This window comes from Bradyrhizobium sp. PRIMUS42, from assembly GCF_023006515.1.
Taxonomy (GTDB): Bacteria; Pseudomonadota; Alphaproteobacteria; order Rhizobiales; family Xanthobacteraceae; genus Bradyrhizobium.
Genome location: NZ_JALBGZ010000057.1, coordinates 1 through 16,940, shown reverse-complemented (window position 1 = coordinate 16,940; position 16,940 = coordinate 1). Strand labels below are relative to the sequence as shown.

The window sequence follows — 16,940 nt, the reverse complement described above, 5'->3', positions numbered from 1 at the left end:
CCGAGCGCCTGCACCAGCCCGAACCCGGTCTCGGAATCGAAGCCGAGCGCATGACCCTCCACCACGCGTCCGTCGGCGCGGTGCAGCCAGACCGACTCCGCCTCGGTAATGAGATAACCTATCGTGAGCACCAGCCCGTCGTCGATCACGACCCCGTTGCCGGCCCGTTCGGTGCCCAGCGTCTCGGCGCTGAAGGCGTCCGGCGGGATGATGGCATGCAGGCCGACAACGGATGCGAGCGCGCGGTCGAGATCGAAACCGTAGTCGCCCGCACGCGGCTGATTGGCCGGCGGCACTCTCCATTCGGTCAGGGCGGGCATGGAGTTCTCCTGGCTGAGTGCATCGCTCCGCGATTGCAGAGGAGCGAGGCGCGAAGCAGGCCTAATTTAGGCCGGGGGAGGCCGTCTTTAAAGCCTCGTTTCTAACTATTCGTGAGGACGACGCGCGAGATATTTCGAAAGGCACAGAAGCGCCTCATGCACGGGTGGCAGGCGACCCTCGATCCGGCATGCGTCGCATGGCTGCCGTCCGGCGAGGTGCTAGGCGCGGTGCGGTGAAACTGCTAACCATTGCCGCTTCGTTTGACCAAGGGATCACGGATCGAAGCATGGATAACCGCAGCGACATCTGGCGTGGCATCGACACGATCAAGGCGCGTTTCATCGACCTCAGCGACAAGGTCTGGGGCATGCCCGAGGTGTGCTACACCGAGGCGCGGTCCGCCGCCGAGCATCTCGCCGAGCTGCGTCATCAGGGTTTCCGCATCACAGAGAACGTCGCCGGCATTCCGACCGCGGTGATGGGCGAGTGGGGCGAGGGCGGTCCGGTCATCGCCTTCATGGGGGAATATGACGCGCTGCCCGGCCTCAGCCAGGAAGCGGGCGTGGCCGAGCATCGTCCAGTCGAAACGGGCGGGCACGGCCACGGCTGCGGTCACAATCTGCTCGGTTCCGCGGCGCTGCTCGCCGCGACCGCGGTGAAGGACTGGCTCGCCGAAAACAAGGTGCCCGGTCGCGTGCGATACTATGGCTGCCCGGCCGAAGAAGGCGGCGCGGCAAAGGCCTTCATGGTGCGCTCCGGCGCGTTCGAGGACGCCGACATCGCCATCACCTGGCATCCGCACAGCTTCTGGGAGGTCGCGGTGACGCCGTCGCTCGCCAACACGCGCGCGGACTTCATCTTCACCGGCCGAACCTCGCATGCCGCGGCCTCGCCGCATCTCGGCCGTTCCGCGCTCGATGCGGTGGAATTGATGAATGTCGGCGTGAACTACATGCGCGAGCACATGCCGAGCGACGCGCGCGTGCATTACGCGCTGCTCGACACCGGCGGCATCGCGCCCAACGTGGTGCAGGCCCATGCGCGGGTGCGCTATTCGATCCGTGCCCGCGATCTTCCCGGCATGAACGAACTGGTCGGACGCGTGAGCAAGATCGCTGAGGGCGCGGCGCTGATGACCGAGACCAAGGTCGAGATGAAGATCATCTCAGCGGTCTCCAACATCCTCCCGAACACGCCGCTGGAGCAGGCGCTGCACCGGGTCATGGAAGAGCTCGGACCGCCGCATTTCGACGACGCGGACAAGAGCTTTGCCGGCCAGATCCGCGCGACGCTGAGCGACAAGGATATCGCGTCGGTCTATTACGCGATCGGCATGGAGCAGACCGATCGGCCGCTGGCCGACTTCCTGGTGCCGCTCGATGCCAAGCGCAATCCGCTGGTCGGCTCGACCGACGTCGGCGACGTCAGCTGGGTGGTGCCGACCGTGCAGGTTCACGCACCCACGGTTGCAATCGGCACGCCCTTCCACACCTGGCAGGTGGTGGCGCAGGGCAAGAGCCCGCATGCCCACAAGGCCATGGTGCAGGCGGCCAAGGCGATGGCCGGTCTCGGCATCAAGGCGCTGACGGATCCGGAGCTGATCAAGGCAGCCAAGGCCGACCTGAAAAAGCGGACGGCCAAGACGCCCTATGTCTGTCCGCTGCCGGATCATGTTGAGCCGCCGCTCGACATGTCCGTCGCGTAGAATTTCGTCTCGATACTTCGTCTGATCGGCGAACAAATTTTTCGCACTGCAGCGTGCAATCCAGCATGTTTTGATGCTGGATTGCCGAACGGATGGGCTGCAGACCGCAGTTTTGCCCAACAGACAGCCAGAAGACCGTTTGCATACACACGGTCGCAGTTGACGCGCCCCCCATTCGGTGTGCCATCTACTGCCAGCCAAATGGGCAGCCACGTAATGCGGCCGCCCTCATCACTATGGGAACCAGGCGGGGGACAACCATGCTGGATAAAGAACTGCGTTCGATGATCGGCAAAGTGAAGGATGGGCGGATGGATCGCCGCGCCTTCATCCAGCGTCTTGCTGCCGTCGGTCTCACCGCACCCCTGGCCAACCAGATCCTCGCGCTCGGCGGCGTCGCCATGGCCGAGGGCACCTCGACCTACAAGCCCACCAAGCGTGGCGGCGGCGGTGCGCTGAAGCTGTTGTGGTGGCAGGGACCGACCTTGCTCAATCCGCATTTCGCCACCGGCACCAAGGACCAGGACGGCTCGCGCCTGTTCTACGAACCGCTCGCCTGCTGGGATCCGGACGGCAACATGAAGCTGGTGCTGGCGTCGGAAATTCCCTCGACACAGAACGGTCTGCTGGCCGCCGACGGCAAGTCGGTGACGTGGAAGCTGAAGCCCGGCGTGAAATGGCATGACGGCAAGCCGTTCTCAGCCGACGACGTCGTCTTTACCTGGGAGTACATCAGGGATCCGGCGACCGCCGCCGTCACCGTGGCGACCTACCGCGACATCACGGTCGAGAAGGTCGATGACCTCACGGTCCGCCTCAGCTTCAAGAAGCCGACACCGTTCTGGGCGGACGCCTTCGTCGGTGCGACCGGACAGATTCTGCCCAAGCACCTGTTCGCCGAGTACAAGGGCTCCAAGTCCCGCGAAGCGCCGAACAATCTCGCGCCGGTCGGCACCGGCCCCTATAAATTCCTCGAATTCAAGCCCGGCGACCTGATCCGTGGCGAGATCAACAAAGACTATCACATGCCGAACCGGCCCTATTTCGACACGCTCGAGATGAAGGGCGGCGGCGACGCGGTCTCGGCCGCACGCGCGGTGATTCAGACCGGCGAGTATGATTTCGGCTGGAATATCCAGGTCGAGGACGACGTTCTGCTGCGCCTGGAGAAGGGCGGCAAGGGCAAGACCATCTATGCCGTGGGCGGCGATACCGAGTTCATCGCACTCAATTTCACCGATCCAAACACCGAGGTCGACGGCGAACGCGCCTCGATGAAGACCAAGCATCCGCTCTTCTCCGACCCTGCCGTGCGCAAGGCGCTGTCGTTGCTGGTCGATCGCGATTCCATCAAGAAGGCAATCTACGGCCGTGCCGGCCGCACCACCGCGAATTTCCTCAACGGCCCCGAAAAGTTCGTCTCCAAGAACACCTCGTGGGAATTCAGCGTCGAGAAGGCCTCGAAGATCCTCGACGATGCCGGCTGGAAGCCCGGCGCGGACGGTATTCGCGAGAAGGATGGCAAGAAGCTGAAGCTCGTGTACCAAACCTCGATCAACGGTCCGCGCCAGAAGACCCAGGCGATCGTCAAGCAGGCCTGTCAGAAGGCCGGCATCGACGTCGAGCTGAAGTCGGTCGTGGCATCGGTGTTCTTCTCGTCGGACGTCGCCAATCCCGACACCTATGCCAAGTTCTATGCCGACATCGAGATGTTCCAGATCCCGATGAGCCAGCCGGATCCGGCCCAGCACATGCGCCGCTATCATTCGAGCAACGTGGCGACGAAGGAGAACAAGTGGCAGGGCACCAACTTCCCGCGCTACGTCAACAAGGAGTACGACGCCACCATCGACGCCGCCGACGGCGAGATGGATCCGGTCAAGCGCGCGGCGCTCTATGTCAAGGCCAACGATCTGCTGTTCCAGGACACCGTGTTCATTCCTGCGCAGCACCGGCTCAAGGTGGAGGCGGCCTCGAACACGCTGCGGCCGGTAATCTCCGGCTGGGCCAACGAGACCGACAATCTGTTCGACTGGTACCGCGAGGAATGATCCCCCAGCGCTAGACGGGGGCTTTCCCTCATGAGTCAATACGTTCTACGTCGCCTCCTGATCGCGCTTCCGAGCCTGCTCGGAATCTCGGTCGTGCTGTTCGTCGTGCTTGCGCTCGCGCCCGGCGACCCGTTCTCCGAATTGGCGACCAACCCGAACGTTCCGCCCGAAGTGCAGGCCGCGCTTCGGGCCAAGTTCGGCCTCGACGATCCGATTCACCTCCGCTACCTGCATTGGCTCAACGCCATGCTGCACGGCGACTGGGGCTTCTCCTTCGTCAGCCGGATGGACGTCGACACGCTGATTCTCCAGCGCCTGCCGGCCACGCTCTATGTGATCGGCTCGGCGCAGATCCTGGCCCTGCTGATAGCGATCCCGGTCGGCGTCTATGCCGCGACCAAGCCGTACTCGCTGTTCGACCAGATCGCGAACACGCTCGCCTTCGTCGGCTTCTCGCTGCCGACCTTCTTCACCGGCATCCTGTTCATCCTGATCTTCTCGGTCACGCTGGACTGGCTGCCGTTCGTCTATACCACCGACATCAAGGGCACCGGCATCCGCTGGGTGCTGGAGATGATCCGCCAGGCGATCATGCCGGTGGCGGTGCTCGGCCTGTTCCAGGCGGCGTCGATGACGCGTTTCGTGCGATCGGCGATGCTGGATGTGATCCGGCTCGATTACGTCACCACGGCGCGCGCCAAGGGCCTCGGCCAGGCCAAGGTCATCGTCAAGCACGTGATGCGCAACGCCATGATCCCGGTCGTGACGCTGATCGCGCTGCAGATGCCTGCCGTGTTCGGCGGCGCCATCGTCACCGAGCAGATCTTCCGCATCCCCGGTATCGGCTCGCTGCTGATCTCTTCGATCCTGTCCAACGACACGCCGGTGGTGATGGCCGTGACTTTCGTCTTCGCGTGCCTGGTCGTGTTGTTCAATCTCATCGCGGACGTTCTTTATGGCTGGCTTGACCCTCGCATCTCCCTCCGCTGAGCGGCGCGTCTACTCGCCCTGGCGCGAGACGTGGCGGCGCTATAGCCGCCACAAGCTCGCCGTCGTCAGCGCCTTCCTGCTCCTCGTTCTGGTGCTCGCCGTCGTGGTCGGGCCCTTCGTCTGGCGCATCAAGATCAACGAGATCGACATCGTCGCGGGCCTGCAAGGACCCTCGCTCGCCCATCCCTTCGGCACCGATGATCTCGGCCAGGACATTCTGGCGCGCATGATCTATGGCGGCCGCATCTCGCTCGCGGTCGGCCTCGCCGCGATGCTGGTCTCCGTCTTCATCGGCACCCTGATCGGTGCGCTGGCCGGCATGTCGCGCGGTGCGCTCGGGCACGGCCTGATGTGGCTCACCGACCTGTTCCTGTCGCTGCCGCAACTGCCGCTGCTGCTGCTGCTGATCTATCTGTTCCGCGATGGGCTGAAGCAGGTATTTGGTCCGGAAGGCGGCATCTTCATCCTGATCGTGCTCGTGATCGGGGGGCTGCGCTGGATGCCGGTGGCGCGGCTCGTGCGCGCGCAGTTCCTGTCGATCCGCGAAAAGGAGTTCGTCGAGGCGGCACGGGCACTCGGCGCCAGCCCGGTGCGGCAGGTGGTGCGGCATATCCTGCCGAATGCGCTCGGCCCGGTGATCATCGCCGGCACCATCGACGTCGCCGCCGCGATCATCGCGGAATCGACGCTGTCCTTCCTCGGCCTCGGTTTCCCGCCGGATACGCCGACCTGGGGGCGCCTGCTGTACGACGCCAAGGACTTCCTCGACATCGGTCCGCACTGGGCGCTGTTTCCGGGCGGCGCGATCTTCATCGCGGTGGTCGCCATCAACTTCATCGGCGACGGCCTGCGTGACGCGCTCGATGCGCGACGGGTGATCTGATGGCGCCGCTGCTCGAGATCAAGGGCCTGAAAACCCACTTCTCCACCGACGACGGCATCCTCCAGGCCGTCGATGGCGTCGACATCTCCATCAACCGGGGCGAGACGCTCTGCGTCGTCGGCGAATCCGGCTGCGGCAAGACCGTGACCGCGATGTCGATCCTGAAGCTGATCGCGATGCCGCCGGGCCGGATCGCGGCGGGCCAGATCATCTTCGAGGGCCGCGATCTCGTGCCGCTGACCAGCAGTCAGCTCGACGAAATCAGGGCCAAGGAGATCGGCTTCATCTTCCAGGAGCCGATGACCTCGCTCAACCCGGTGCTCACCATCGGCGAGCAGATTGCCGAGAGCCTGCGCCGCCACGAGGCCGTGACGAGGAAGCAGGCGCTCGATCGCACCATCGAGATGCTGAAGCTGGTGCAGATCCCGAATGCCGAAGGTCGCGTGCACAATTATCCGCACCAGTTCTCCGGCGGTATGCGCCAGCGCGTGATGATCGCGATGGCGCTGGCCTGCAAGCCGAAGCTGATCATCGCCGACGAGCCCACCACCGCGCTGGACGTCACCATCCAGGCGCAGATCCTCGACCTGCTCCAGGACATGAAGGAGCGCTTCGGCATGGCGGTGATGCTGATCACCCATGCCATGGGCGTGGTCGCCGAGACCGCGCAGCGCGTCGTCGTGATGTACGCCGGCAAGGTGGTGGAGGAGGCGCCGGTCGACGAGCTGTTCGGCAATCCCCGCCATCCCTATACGCAAGGGTTGATCCGCTCGATCCCGCGCATCGATCTCGACAGCGAGCACAAGACGCGGCTCGAGGCGATCGGCGGCTCGGTGCCGATCCTGATCAATCCGCCGGTCGGCTGCCGCTTCGCGCCGCGCTGCAAATTCGCCATGAGTGTCTGCACCGAGAAGGAGCCGTTGCTGCGCGAGGTTTCGCCTGGCCATCGCATGGCCTGTCATCTCGGGGATACAAATCTGGGAGGCGCGGCATGAGCGAGCCCTTGCTGCGCGTCAGCGGCCTGAAGAAACATTTCCCTGTGCTCGGTGGCCTGTTGTCGCGCCAGGTCGGCACCGTCTATGCGGTCGACGGCGTGTCGTTCTCGGTCAACCGCGGCGAGACGCTCGGTCTCGTCGGCGAATCCGGATGCGGCAAGTCGACCACGGGACGTTGCGTGCTGCGCCTGATCGAGCCGACCGACGGCGAAGTCACCTTCGACGGCCAGGACGTACGCCAGCTCGGCGGCAATGACCTGCGCGCGATGCGCCGGAACATGCAGCTGGTGTTCCAGGACCCGTTCGCCTCGCTCAATCCGCGCATGACGGTCGGCGCGATCCTCGGCGAGGCCTTCACCATCCACAATCTCGCGTCTTCCGCCAGTGAGCGCGAGGAACGTGTCGCGGGCCTGCTGGTCAAGGTCGGGCTCAAGGCCGAGCACATGCGGCGCTATCCGCATGAATTCTCCGGCGGCCAGCGCCAGCGCATCGTGATCGCGCGCGCGCTCGCAGTCGAGCCGAAGCTGATCGTCTGCGACGAGCCGGTCTCGGCGCTCGACGTGTCGATCCAGGCCCAGGTCATCAACCTGCTGGAAGACCTCCAGGCGGAGCTGAACCTCACCTATCTCTTCGTCGCGCACGACCTCTCCGTGGTCGAGCACATCTCCGACCGCGTCGCGGTGATGTATCTCGGCCGCATCGTCGAGTTGGCGAAAGCGAGCGATCTCTACCGCAACCCGCAGCATCCCTATACCAGGGCGCTATTGTCAGCGGTGCCGGTGCCCGATCCCAAGCTCAAGCGCGAGCGCGTCCGCCTCAAGGGCGACGTGCCGAGCCCGATGAAGCCGCCGTCGGGCTGCCACTTCCACACCCGCTGTCCCATCGCCCAGCCGCGCTGCGCCGAGAGCGCGCCCGTGCTGAAGGAGGGCGCTGGGGGGCATTTCGTGGCGTGTCATCTGGCCTGACGCCGGCAGGCGATTGCGACGGATTGGTGCGGGGAGGGGAACGTGAGTCAGATCCATGATACCGGTCTCATCGTGACTGAAGCGGAGCTGCTTTCGACTCGAGCCTCCAAAATCGGCGCCGATGCGCGCCGGGCGTTGTGGGGATCTGCGCTGGGTTACGGCATGGATGGGTTCGATCTGCTCATCCTGGGCTTCATGCTGACGGCGATCTCGAAAGACCTTCATCTGACACAGCCGCAGGCTGCCTCGCTGGTGACCGCGACACTGGTCGGGGCGGTGCTCGGTGGCTTCGTCTTCGGCCTGCTGTCCGACCGGCTCGGCCGGGTCCGCGTCCTGACCTGGAGCATTGTCCTGTTTGCGGTCTTCACGGGACTATGCGCCTTGGCCCAGGGCTATTGGGATCTCATGATCTACCGGGCCATCGCCGGCATCGGGCTCGGCGGCGAATTCGGCATAGGCATGGCGCTGGTCGCCGAGGCCTGGCCGTCGGACAAGCGGGCGCGGGCGACCTCCTATGTCGGTCTCGGCTGGCAATTCGGCGTGCTCTGTGCGGCGCTGGTGACGCCGATCCTCCTGCCTCTCATCGGCTGGCGCGGCATGTTCGCGGTCGGGCTCTTTCCGGCTCTGGCTGCCTATGTGATCCGGCGCAGGCTGCACGAACCCGACATCTTCCTGGCACGCAGAGCCACGACGACGGATGCCGTCGCCTCGCTTCGCGCGCTCGTCGCCGACAGAGAGACGGCAAAGATCAGCCTTGCCATGGTCATCCTCTGCTCGGTGCAGAATTTCGGCTATTACGGCATCATGATCTGGCTGCCGAACTATCTCTCGACGCGGTTCGGTTATGGCCTCACCCAATCGGCAGTCTGGACCTCCGTCACCATTGCCGGCATGGCGCTTGGCATCTTTCTGTTCGGCCATGCGGCCGATCGCTTCGGTCGCCGTCCTGCGTTCCTTACTTACATGCTGGGCGCAGCCGTCATGGTGCTGGTCTATTCGCAATTGACTGCCGCAACCGCGCTGTTGATCGGTGGAGCCGTGATGGGCTTCTTCGTCAACGGCATGCTCGGCGGCTACGGGGCGCTGATGAGCGAGCTCTATCCGACCGCTTCGCGGGCGACTGCACAAAACGTGTTCTTCAATATCGGCCGCGCGGTCGCGGGGTTCGGTCCGCTGGTGGTCGGCCTGATCAGCGCATCCTACGGCTTTCCGACGGCGATCGGTGCGCTGGCGCTGCTCTATTTGCTCGATGTCGTGGCGCTGCTCGCGCTGGTTCCGGAGCGGCGCGGCGCGGAGCTTGCCTGATTCGGCGTCTGCTCATGACGCCTCGAGCAGGCCGTGCATTGCGAGCGCCTGCCTCAGAGCCTCCGGCGTGGTGTGATGATGCGCCAGGAGACCGGCTTCCTTCGCTCCGGCGACATTCTGCGCGAGGTCGTCGATGAAGAGAACGGTCGCGGGCGCCACCTGCAGCTCGGACAGGCAGAGACGGTAGCAGCGCGGGTCCGGCTTCGCGGTCTTGAACTGGGCCGAGGTGTAGATATTCGCGCCGAACAGCGGACGCAGCTCCGGCAGCAGCGTGTCGATGTGGTCCGCGACCAGCGTGGTGTTGTTGGTCAGCACGGCGATATCGACGGTCTTGCGCAAGCTCGCGGCAATTTCCAGCATCGCGCGATCCGCCCGCATCGAGCGGCGCCGCGCCTCGACCCATTCGTCGAGCGACAGCGGATAGCCGATGCGCTCGCCGAATCCGCGCAGATAGTCGGTGGCATCGAGCGCGCCGGAATCGCCGAGGAGCTCGAATCCGCTGTCCCAGATCGCCTGGTGGACGGTCTCGCTGCTTGATCCCGCAAGCTCCGCCAGACGCGCGACACGTTTGCCCCTGTCGTAGTCGCACAGGACGTTGTCCATGTCGAAGAGGACGAGCTTGATCCCATCAGTCACGGCGGACACTCTCGGATCGGCCGAACATCCGGCCGCGATCCGAATCATATCGTGCCGGAACGTGCGCGACAAACGCCGGCCGATCCCGTCAAGCCGTCTTCGCGGGCCATGGTATGACCTGTCCCGACATCACCAGCCGGTCACGGCCGCCGTCCTTGGCGGCGTAGAGCGCGCGGTCGGCGGCGGCGACCAGCGTGCTGCAGTCCATCGTGGTCTCGGACGGAACAGCCGATGCGCCGCCGAGGCTCGCAGTCACCAGCCGGGTCGGCGGATTTTGCCCATGCAGCATGGCGAGCTCGTGCAGCGCCTGGCGAATTCCCTCGCCGACCTCGGCGCAGCCGTCAGGGCCGGTGTTCGGAAGCAATACGGCGAATTCCTCACCGCCATAACGCGCGGCGAGATCGGCCGGGCGCCTGGCCTGAGCCGATAGTATGCGGCTGAGCGCGCGCAGGCAGGCGTCGCCCGCTTGATGTCCGTAATGGTCGTTGAACTTCTTGAAATGATCGACATCGATCAGCAGCAGCGAGAGCTGCGTGCCGTCGCGCCGGGACCGCGCCCATTCGTCGGCAAGGCGCTCGTCGAATGCGCGCCGGTTGGCAAGACCCGTGAGGCCGTCGGTCGTCGCCAGCGAGGCGAGCTTGTCCTGAAGGTCCTTCTGCTCGGTCATGTCACGCACGACCGCGACGACGCCGTCGATCGCGCCGCTGTCCGACGCCAGGGTCACGTGCAGCGCCGCCTCGGCCCAGATTTCGCCCTTGTCGCGATGGCGCTGGCGATAGACGAACCTCGCCTCCTCGGCTTCGCCATTCTTCAGCGCGGCGATGGCTTGCTCTACCCGCTCCATGTCGTCCGCGTGAATGCCGGCCAGGGCCGACGTGCCCAGCAGTTCTTCGGCCGACCAGCCGGTGATGCGCGCGCAGGACGGAGAGACGTAGAGCAGCCGGTTATCCAGCCCGATGCGGGTCACCATGTCGCTGGATTGCTCGGCCAGCAGGCGGAAATTGGCTTCCTTGGCGACGAGGGCCTGTGCCGTGCGTTGCCGCTGCAGCAACTGGCGGACAAGGTAGTAGCCGATCACGGCGATCAGCAGGACGAGACCGACGACGAAGGTCATGCGCGCGGCTGCCGCGCTCCGCCAGGGGGCCAGCACGTCGTCCTGCGACTTGCTCGCCAGCACCATCAGGGGATAGCGGCTGCTGCGCTGGTAATAGCTCAGCCGCTGCACGCCATCGAGCGGCGACTTGAAATAGTAGACCGCCGCGGCGGGGCGGCTTTTCCACCCCTTGAACAACGGCGCATTGGACAGGTCGCGTCCGGCGAAGGCGCCGCTCTCGTCGCGGCTGCGCGCCAGCATGATGCCACTGTTGTTGAGCAGCGACGCCGAGCCGTTCGGGCCGATGTCGAACCGCTCGTAGAACTTGGCGAAATAGCTAACGTCGATCGTGAGCAGAGCAACGCCGGCGAAGCCGCCGTCGGAATCGTTGATCCGGCGGGACGCGGTGATGATCCATTGGCCTCCGGCGCGGCTTTTGATCGGAGGTCCGATCAGCGTGCCCGGGTCCGGCGAGTCGCGATGGCGCCGGAAATATTCGCGGTCGCTGTTGTTGAGCTTGGAGAAGTCGAGGCGCTCGGTCGTGGCAAGCCACCGGCCGCTCGCGTCATAGACGAAGATGCCGCGGATGCGGTCCGATGATTTGCGCGTGGGGAGATAGGCCTGGAGCTTTGCGATCGTGTCCGGTCCCGTTCCGTCGAGTTCGAGCCGATGGACCAGCCCGACCAGGAGCGTATCGACGAGCTCGAACGTGTCGTCCGCATGCTGGACCAGGGCATGGGCCAGATTGGCGACGTCGACTTCGGCGTTCCTGAGGTCGGCCTCGCGCGCTTCCCATTCGCGCCAGGCACTCAGGCCCAGGATCGCAACGCAAATCAGCACGACAAACCCTGCCGCCCAGAGCGGAAGACGCGTCTTGCCGAGTTCGCGGCTCGTGACCATCAGGTTTGCTCCAAATTGGAGCAAACCTCTCACTTCCACCTTAACGGCCTGTTGCGATATTCGCGATGATTGCGCTGGTCCGTACTGGACCGGGGACGGTTGTGGATATCACGAGCCTCGCGTCGGGCGGAGGGGTCACGCCGCGCCGCGCGCGACGGTTCCGCCCGGCGTGCGCCGCGTCATCCCTCCAGCGTGAAGCCGACGCGCAGCGTCACCTGGTAGTGGCGGACGGTGCCGTTCTCGATGTGGCCGCGCGTCTGCACCACCTCGAACCATTTCATCTCGCGAACGGTCTTCCCGGCGCGGCTGACCGCGTTCTTGATCGCGTCCTCGATCGAGGTCTCGGACGATCCGACCAGTTCCAGGATCTTGTAGACGTGATCATGTTCGGCTGTGGGCATGATGAGACTCCCTCGGTTGCCTCGTGGCACGCCTTGCCGCGTGCGCTCTGATCTGAACGAGCGCCAGTCCTCCGGGTTCCGTCCCGTGACGGCCCGCATGCATCGGGGGAGGGTGGAGCGCGCCGTCCGCGGGGCGGAGGGAGGCGGGAGAAATGGTTCTCAAATCGCCCTCCGGCGTTGGATGCCGCAGTTGCCCGGGCGGAAATCGCTGAGCTAACCTACGTGGATGTCATGGCATCTTCGAGTGCGGTGATGATCGACCGTTGGACGAGGGGCACTCTGGTTGCGATCGGCCTCGGCGTGCTGCCTGCGCCGTGTGTTGCGCAGGATGAGCTCGATGGCGCGCCGGCGGGCATGTCGCTGCAGGTCACGACCGATCCTTCCACCATCGCGTGCCGCCGGCTGGAGGCGGTCAATCCCGCCTCGCTCGTGTTCCTGCCGCTGCGCCGGACTTTCAGCGAGGATTTTGACGAGCATCCGCTGTCGAATGGACGCTGGGTCCCGCATTATGCGGGCGGAGCGGCCTGGCCGGAGGCGCGCTATTGGGGCGGCGACGGCTCCGACTTCAAGCGCAAGACCAGCGCCAATGGCGAGCAGCAGATCTACGTCGATCCGCGTTATGCGGGTCGTGCGGCGGCGCCGCTCGGGCTCGATCCGTTCAGGGTGAAGGACGGCGTGCTGTCGATCATCGCCAGCCGCACGCCGCCGGAATTGAAACCGTTGCTGTTCGACAACGAATACATCTCAGGCATCCTGACGACCCAGGGCAGGTTCACCCAGAAGCATGGGTATTTCGAAATCCGCGCCAAGGTGCCGGTCGGCCATGCGGTGTGGCCGGCGTTCTGGATGCTGGCGGACGACGGTGGCTGGCCGCCGGAAGTCGACGTGCTGGAGGGCCGCGGCGAGCGGCCGGGCGATCTGGTGATGACGACCCATTGGCGGATCCCCTCGACCCAGAAGATCCAGTCCTGTGGCTTCGATTTCGCGGTCGGCGATGCCTCCAGCGTATTCCACAATTACGGTGTGCTGTGGCAGGAGGATCGCCTGGTCTATTTCATCGACCGCAGGCCGGTCTCCGACATCAAGGTGCCGATCGGCTTCGACGATCCCATGTACATGATCGTCAATCTTGCGATCGGGTCGAAGTTTTTTCTCGGGGTTGGTCCGGTCGACGCGGAATCGCCGCCGAGCGTCGCATTCGAGATCGACCGGATCTCCGCCTATCAGATCGACTTGGAGCAGGCGCAACCTTACGGATCCAGCTCCGTATCCCAGTACAGATAGTCGAGCCAGCTATCGTGCAGGTAGTTCGGCGGGAACAGGCGGCCGTTGCGGTGGAGCTGGTGTACGGTCGGCGCGAACGCGCTCTGGCGTGGAAACATCCTGGCCTGAGCGGGCGTCAGATTGCCCTTGCGCAAGTTACAGGGCGAGCACGCTGCGACCACGTTCTCCCAGGTGGTCTGGCCGCCTTTGCTGCGCGGGACGATGTGATCGAAGGTCAGGTCTTCGGGCGAGCCGCAATATTGGCAGGCGAAACGATCGCGCAGGAAGACGTTGAATCGGGTGAAGGCGGGATGGGTGGTCGGCTTGACGAAGGATTTGAGCGAGACGACGCTCGGCAGCTGCATCTGCAGCGTGGGACTGTGGACCGCCTGATCGTAGTGAGCGACGATGTTGACGCGGTCGAGAAACACCGCCTTGATCGCGTCCTGCCACGACCAAAGAGACAGCGGGTAGTAACTCAGCGGCCGGAAGTCCGCATTCAGCACCAACACCGGCCAACTGCCTTGCGAGACATGTGCGTTCAAGTAACGCTCCCGGCCTCCAATATACGCTGCGAAGCAGCATGTACTGACATACTACATGCAGCGTGACGGGATTGTGAAGCCCGTTGAGCGACTTATTCAGGCGCAAGCAATGCGGCGGCGGGGTGGCAAAAGCGCGCAAAAAGCCGCGATCCCCAGGGGCCGACCTGGCAGGTCCGGAACCGGCTGTCCCTGCGCGTCGTGCTTTGTCCGGTAGCTACTCCCGTACTCGCTCGAGTTTCTGCAAACAGCGCGTGGCGCGTACCGCGGCCGGCATCTCCTCGTCGGGAAAGCTCGTCTTCCAGTCGGTGACGCCGACCTCGCCGACATAGATGTCGCCTTTCGAATCCAGCGCGATGCCGTGCGGTGCCAGGAATTTTCCGCTGGCAACGCCCGGGCCCTCCTCGCCGCCGAGCCGCGCGATGCGCTTGCCCTTGGCGTCAACGATCGACAGCCTCGGGCCGAGATTGGGCACCTTGCGGTTGACGGCCATGCCGGGGCCGAGCTCGCCGATCACGAAGGTCGGGCTCTTGGCCCCGCCGCAGCAGCACAGCGCGCAAGGCCGGTGCAGATTGTTCCACTGCGTTTCGTATCTGCCCTCGCCGTTGAACACCTGGACGCGATGGTTTTCGCGGTCGGCGACGTAGACCCAGCCGTCGGCATCGGCGGCGATGTTGTGCACGATGTTGAACTGGCCGGGATCGGTGCCCGGTTCGCCCCAGCTCATCATCAGCTTGCCGTCGGGGGTGAACTTGTGCACGCGCGCATTGCCATAGCCGTCGGAGACGTAGATCTCGCCCTTTGGCGACAGCGCGGTGTGGGTGCAGCGGTGGAACGGCCCGCCGCTCATGAACGGTGACGGCTTTGCGGGAATGCCGATCGTCAGCAGCACCTTGCCGTCGGTGGTGCATTTGCGCACGGTATGGTCGCCGTCATCGGTGCAATAGAGATTGTCGTCGGCATCGATGTGCAGGCCGTGCGCGCGCGAGAACAGCCCTTCGCCGAAGCTGCGCAGGAAATTACCCTGGCGGTCCAACACCACCATCGGATGGGCGCCACGATTGAAGACGTAGATCTGGTCGCGGCTGTCGACCGCGACCGAGGCGACGTCGGTGAGCTGCCAGCCGTCAGGGAGCTTGGCGAAGTTTTCGACGACGCGGTAGCGGTGCTCGCCCGTGCCGAGAATGGCTGGCATTGGTGTTCCTTCCTCTCACTGTTGCTGTCGTGCCCGACTGCATCCGCGTCGTCATTGCGAGCGCAGCGAAGCAATCCAGAATCTTTCCGAGGCGACAGTCTGGATTGCTTCGCTGCGCTCGCAATGACGGGGGCTCAGACCGTGCCCACCTCACGCCCCAAAATCCCTTCCTCGATCGCCTTGATCTGGAGCGCGAGATATTTCGAGTTGATGCGGCACTGCGCGAGGCTGCCGGCGATGAACCAGAGCCCGGGCTGCCTGGTGCGCGCATACATGTTGCGCAGCTCGACGCCGTCGCCAAAACCCCAGATCGGACCGACGCGGTCGGCGATGCCATCACCGAACAGCTTTCGCACCAGATAGTCCTGCGGCTTGTAGCCGGTCGAGAGCACGACGAGATCGGCGGCAATGGTCGAGCCGTCCTTCATCCGCGCGCCTTCCGCGACGAAGCCCTCGATGTCGGAAAACTGCCTGAGCCCGATCTTGCCCTCGACGATCAGGTTGGAGCAGCCGACGTTGAAATAATAGCCGCCGCCACGCGTGAGGTATTTGAATTGCCACCCCGTCCCGGCCTCGCCGAAATCGAGCTTGAAGCCGACGCGAGTGAGGCCATCGAGCAGCTCCTTGTCGAGTTCCTTGGACTGCTCGGTCAGCATCACATGGGTCTTCTGCGCCAGCGGCGTCGGCATCGAGGCCGCGATCAGATCATTGTCCTCGAGCGTGCCTTCATTGTAGGTCGCATAAGCGAGTTGCGCCGATGGCTCGATATTGGTGACCAGCGTGGCTGCGCGCTGCACCAGTGTCACCTCGGCGCCGCTGGAATACAGATCCTGCGCGATGTCATGACCGCTGTTGCCGGTGCCGATGACGATCGCCCGTTTGCCTGCCCAGTTCTCGCCGTCCTCGTAGCCGCTGGAATGCAGCAGCGTACCCCGGAAATTGGTGAGGCTCGGAATGTCAGGGATGTTGGCGATGCCGCTGACGCCGGTCGCCATGATCACGTGGCGGGGATGCATGGTCCGCTTGCTGCCGTCGGCGCGGCGCAGTGTGACCGTCCAGCATCCCTTGGCCTCGTCATATGCGCCGCCTTCGAATTCGGTGCCGGTCCAGAAGTTCAGCTCCATGGCCTCGACGTAGGCTTCGAACCAATTGGCGAGCTTGTCCTTGGGAATATAGGTCGGCCAATTCGGCGGAAACGGCATGTAGGGGAGGTGATTGACTTGCACCTGGTTGTGCAGGGTCAGTGCGTGATAGCGCTTGCGCCAATTGTCGCCGATCCGCATCTCGCGATCGACGATCAGCGCGTCGACCTGCAACTGCTTCAGCCGCGCTGCGATCGCGAGCCCGGCCTGGCCGCCGCCGACCACCAGCACGGCCGGATCGCGTTTCGCATAGTCGCGCGAGGCGTTGCGCAAATCGAGCCAGTTCGGTCCGCGGAAATCGCGGGAATAGGCCTGGCCGCGCGGGCGCGACGTGCCGAGCTGCTCTTCGAAACCCTTGAGCTCGTCGAGGGCGGTCAGCAGCGTCCACGCCTTCAGACGATCGCCATCAGCGCTATCCGGAATGAGCCGGATGATGCCGCTGCCGCGCCCGATTGCGGTTTCGAAATTGAAGATCGCTTCGATGGTGTTGGTGCCGGCGCGGCTCACCCAGCGCGGCGGCGCGCGGTCGGGCGCGATCTTGAAATCGGCGGGC

14 protein-coding genes and 1 pseudogene are annotated in these 16,940 nt (G+C 64.6%); 8 read left to right on the top strand and 7 right to left on the bottom strand.

What is annotated here, in order from left to right; translation table 11 throughout:
* Window positions 1-320 (bottom strand): annotated as a pseudogene (locus MOV75_RS08075) (S1C family serine protease); the annotation flags it as partial.
* 287 nt (window positions 321-607) lie between these two features.
* Here MOV75_RS08075 and MOV75_RS08070 point away from each other — a divergent pair.
* The 7 genes from MOV75_RS08070 (at window position 608) to MOV75_RS08040 (ending at window position 9,215) form a co-directional block, all read left to right on the top strand.
* The gene (locus MOV75_RS08070; RefSeq protein ID WP_246924967.1) at window positions 608-2,026 is read left to right on the top strand and encodes a M20 family metallopeptidase; all 1,419 of its coding nucleotides are present in this window, start codon (window positions 608-610) and stop codon (window positions 2,024-2,026) included.
* 260 nt (window positions 2,027-2,286) lie between these two features.
* Entirely contained in the window at window positions 2,287-4,077 is a 1,791-nt protein-coding gene (locus MOV75_RS08065) for a peptide ABC transporter substrate-binding protein (RefSeq protein ID WP_246924970.1), read from the top strand.
* Between the two features lie 30 nt (window positions 4,078-4,107).
* Window positions 4,108-5,067 (top strand): ABC transporter permease, encoded by a 960-nt coding sequence (locus MOV75_RS08060; protein ID WP_246924973.1) that lies wholly within the window; start codon window positions 4,108-4,110, stop codon window positions 5,065-5,067.
* Entirely contained in the window at window positions 5,033-5,950 is a 918-nt protein-coding gene (locus tag MOV75_RS08055; RefSeq protein WP_246924975.1) for an ABC transporter permease, read from the top strand. The genes MOV75_RS08060 and MOV75_RS08055 overlap by 35 nt, the downstream gene beginning before the upstream one ends.
* A complete protein-coding gene (locus MOV75_RS08050; protein WP_246924977.1) occupies window positions 5,950-6,945 on the top strand; it encodes an ABC transporter ATP-binding protein in 996 nt (331 codons plus the stop codon). The genes MOV75_RS08055 and MOV75_RS08050 overlap by 1 nt, the downstream gene beginning before the upstream one ends.
* Window positions 6,942-7,910, top strand: coding sequence for an ABC transporter ATP-binding protein (locus tag MOV75_RS08045; RefSeq protein ID WP_246924979.1), 969 nt, complete (start codon window positions 6,942-6,944; stop codon window positions 7,908-7,910). The genes MOV75_RS08050 and MOV75_RS08045 overlap by 4 nt, the downstream gene beginning before the upstream one ends.
* Before the next feature lie 42 nt (window positions 7,911-7,952).
* On the top strand, window positions 7,953-9,215 hold the full coding sequence (locus tag MOV75_RS08040) for an MFS transporter (protein ID WP_246924982.1): 1,263 nt from the start codon (window positions 7,953-7,955) through the stop codon (window positions 9,213-9,215).
* 12 nt (window positions 9,216-9,227) lie between these two features.
* Here MOV75_RS08040 and MOV75_RS08035 read toward each other — a convergent pair whose 3' ends face one another.
* From MOV75_RS08035 to MOV75_RS08025, 3 genes are all read right to left on the bottom strand, one after another.
* Window positions 9,228-9,851, bottom strand: coding sequence for an HAD family phosphatase (locus MOV75_RS08035; RefSeq protein WP_246924984.1), 624 nt, complete (start codon window positions 9,849-9,851; stop codon window positions 9,228-9,230).
* Window positions 9,852-9,939: 88 nt separating this feature from the next.
* Complete coding sequence (locus tag MOV75_RS08030; protein WP_246924987.1) at window positions 9,940-11,844, bottom strand: sensor domain-containing diguanylate cyclase; 1,905 nt, start codon at window positions 11,842-11,844, stop codon at window positions 9,940-9,942.
* A 179-nt stretch (window positions 11,845-12,023) separates the two neighbouring features.
* The gene (locus MOV75_RS08025) at window positions 12,024-12,245 is read right to left on the bottom strand and encodes a dodecin (protein WP_246925967.1); all 222 of its coding nucleotides are present in this window, start codon (window positions 12,243-12,245) and stop codon (window positions 12,024-12,026) included.
* 252 nt (window positions 12,246-12,497) lie between these two features.
* On the opposite strand from MOV75_RS08025, the gene MOV75_RS08020 reads away from it, so the two are divergent.
* A complete protein-coding gene (locus MOV75_RS08020) occupies window positions 12,498-13,529 on the top strand; it encodes a family 16 glycosylhydrolase (protein ID WP_246925966.1) in 1,032 nt (343 codons plus the stop codon).
* Here the strand turns inward: MOV75_RS08020 and MOV75_RS08015 are convergent.
* The 3 genes from MOV75_RS08015 to MOV75_RS08005 form a co-directional block, all read right to left on the bottom strand.
* Entirely contained in the window at window positions 13,496-14,053 is a 558-nt protein-coding gene (locus MOV75_RS08015) for an HNH endonuclease (protein WP_246925965.1), read from the bottom strand. The two genes, MOV75_RS08020 and MOV75_RS08015, sit on opposite strands and share 34 nt — an antisense overlap.
* Window positions 14,054-14,267: 214 nt before the next feature.
* Complete coding sequence (locus MOV75_RS08010; protein ID WP_246925964.1) at window positions 14,268-15,245, bottom strand: peptidyl-alpha-hydroxyglycine alpha-amidating lyase family protein; 978 nt, start codon at window positions 15,243-15,245, stop codon at window positions 14,268-14,270.
* A gap of 134 nt (window positions 15,246-15,379) precedes the next feature.
* Window positions 15,380-16,940, bottom strand: a 1,561-nt coding sequence (locus MOV75_RS08005; protein ID WP_247005312.1) for an NAD(P)/FAD-dependent oxidoreductase, incomplete at its 5' end; no start/stop codon positions are given.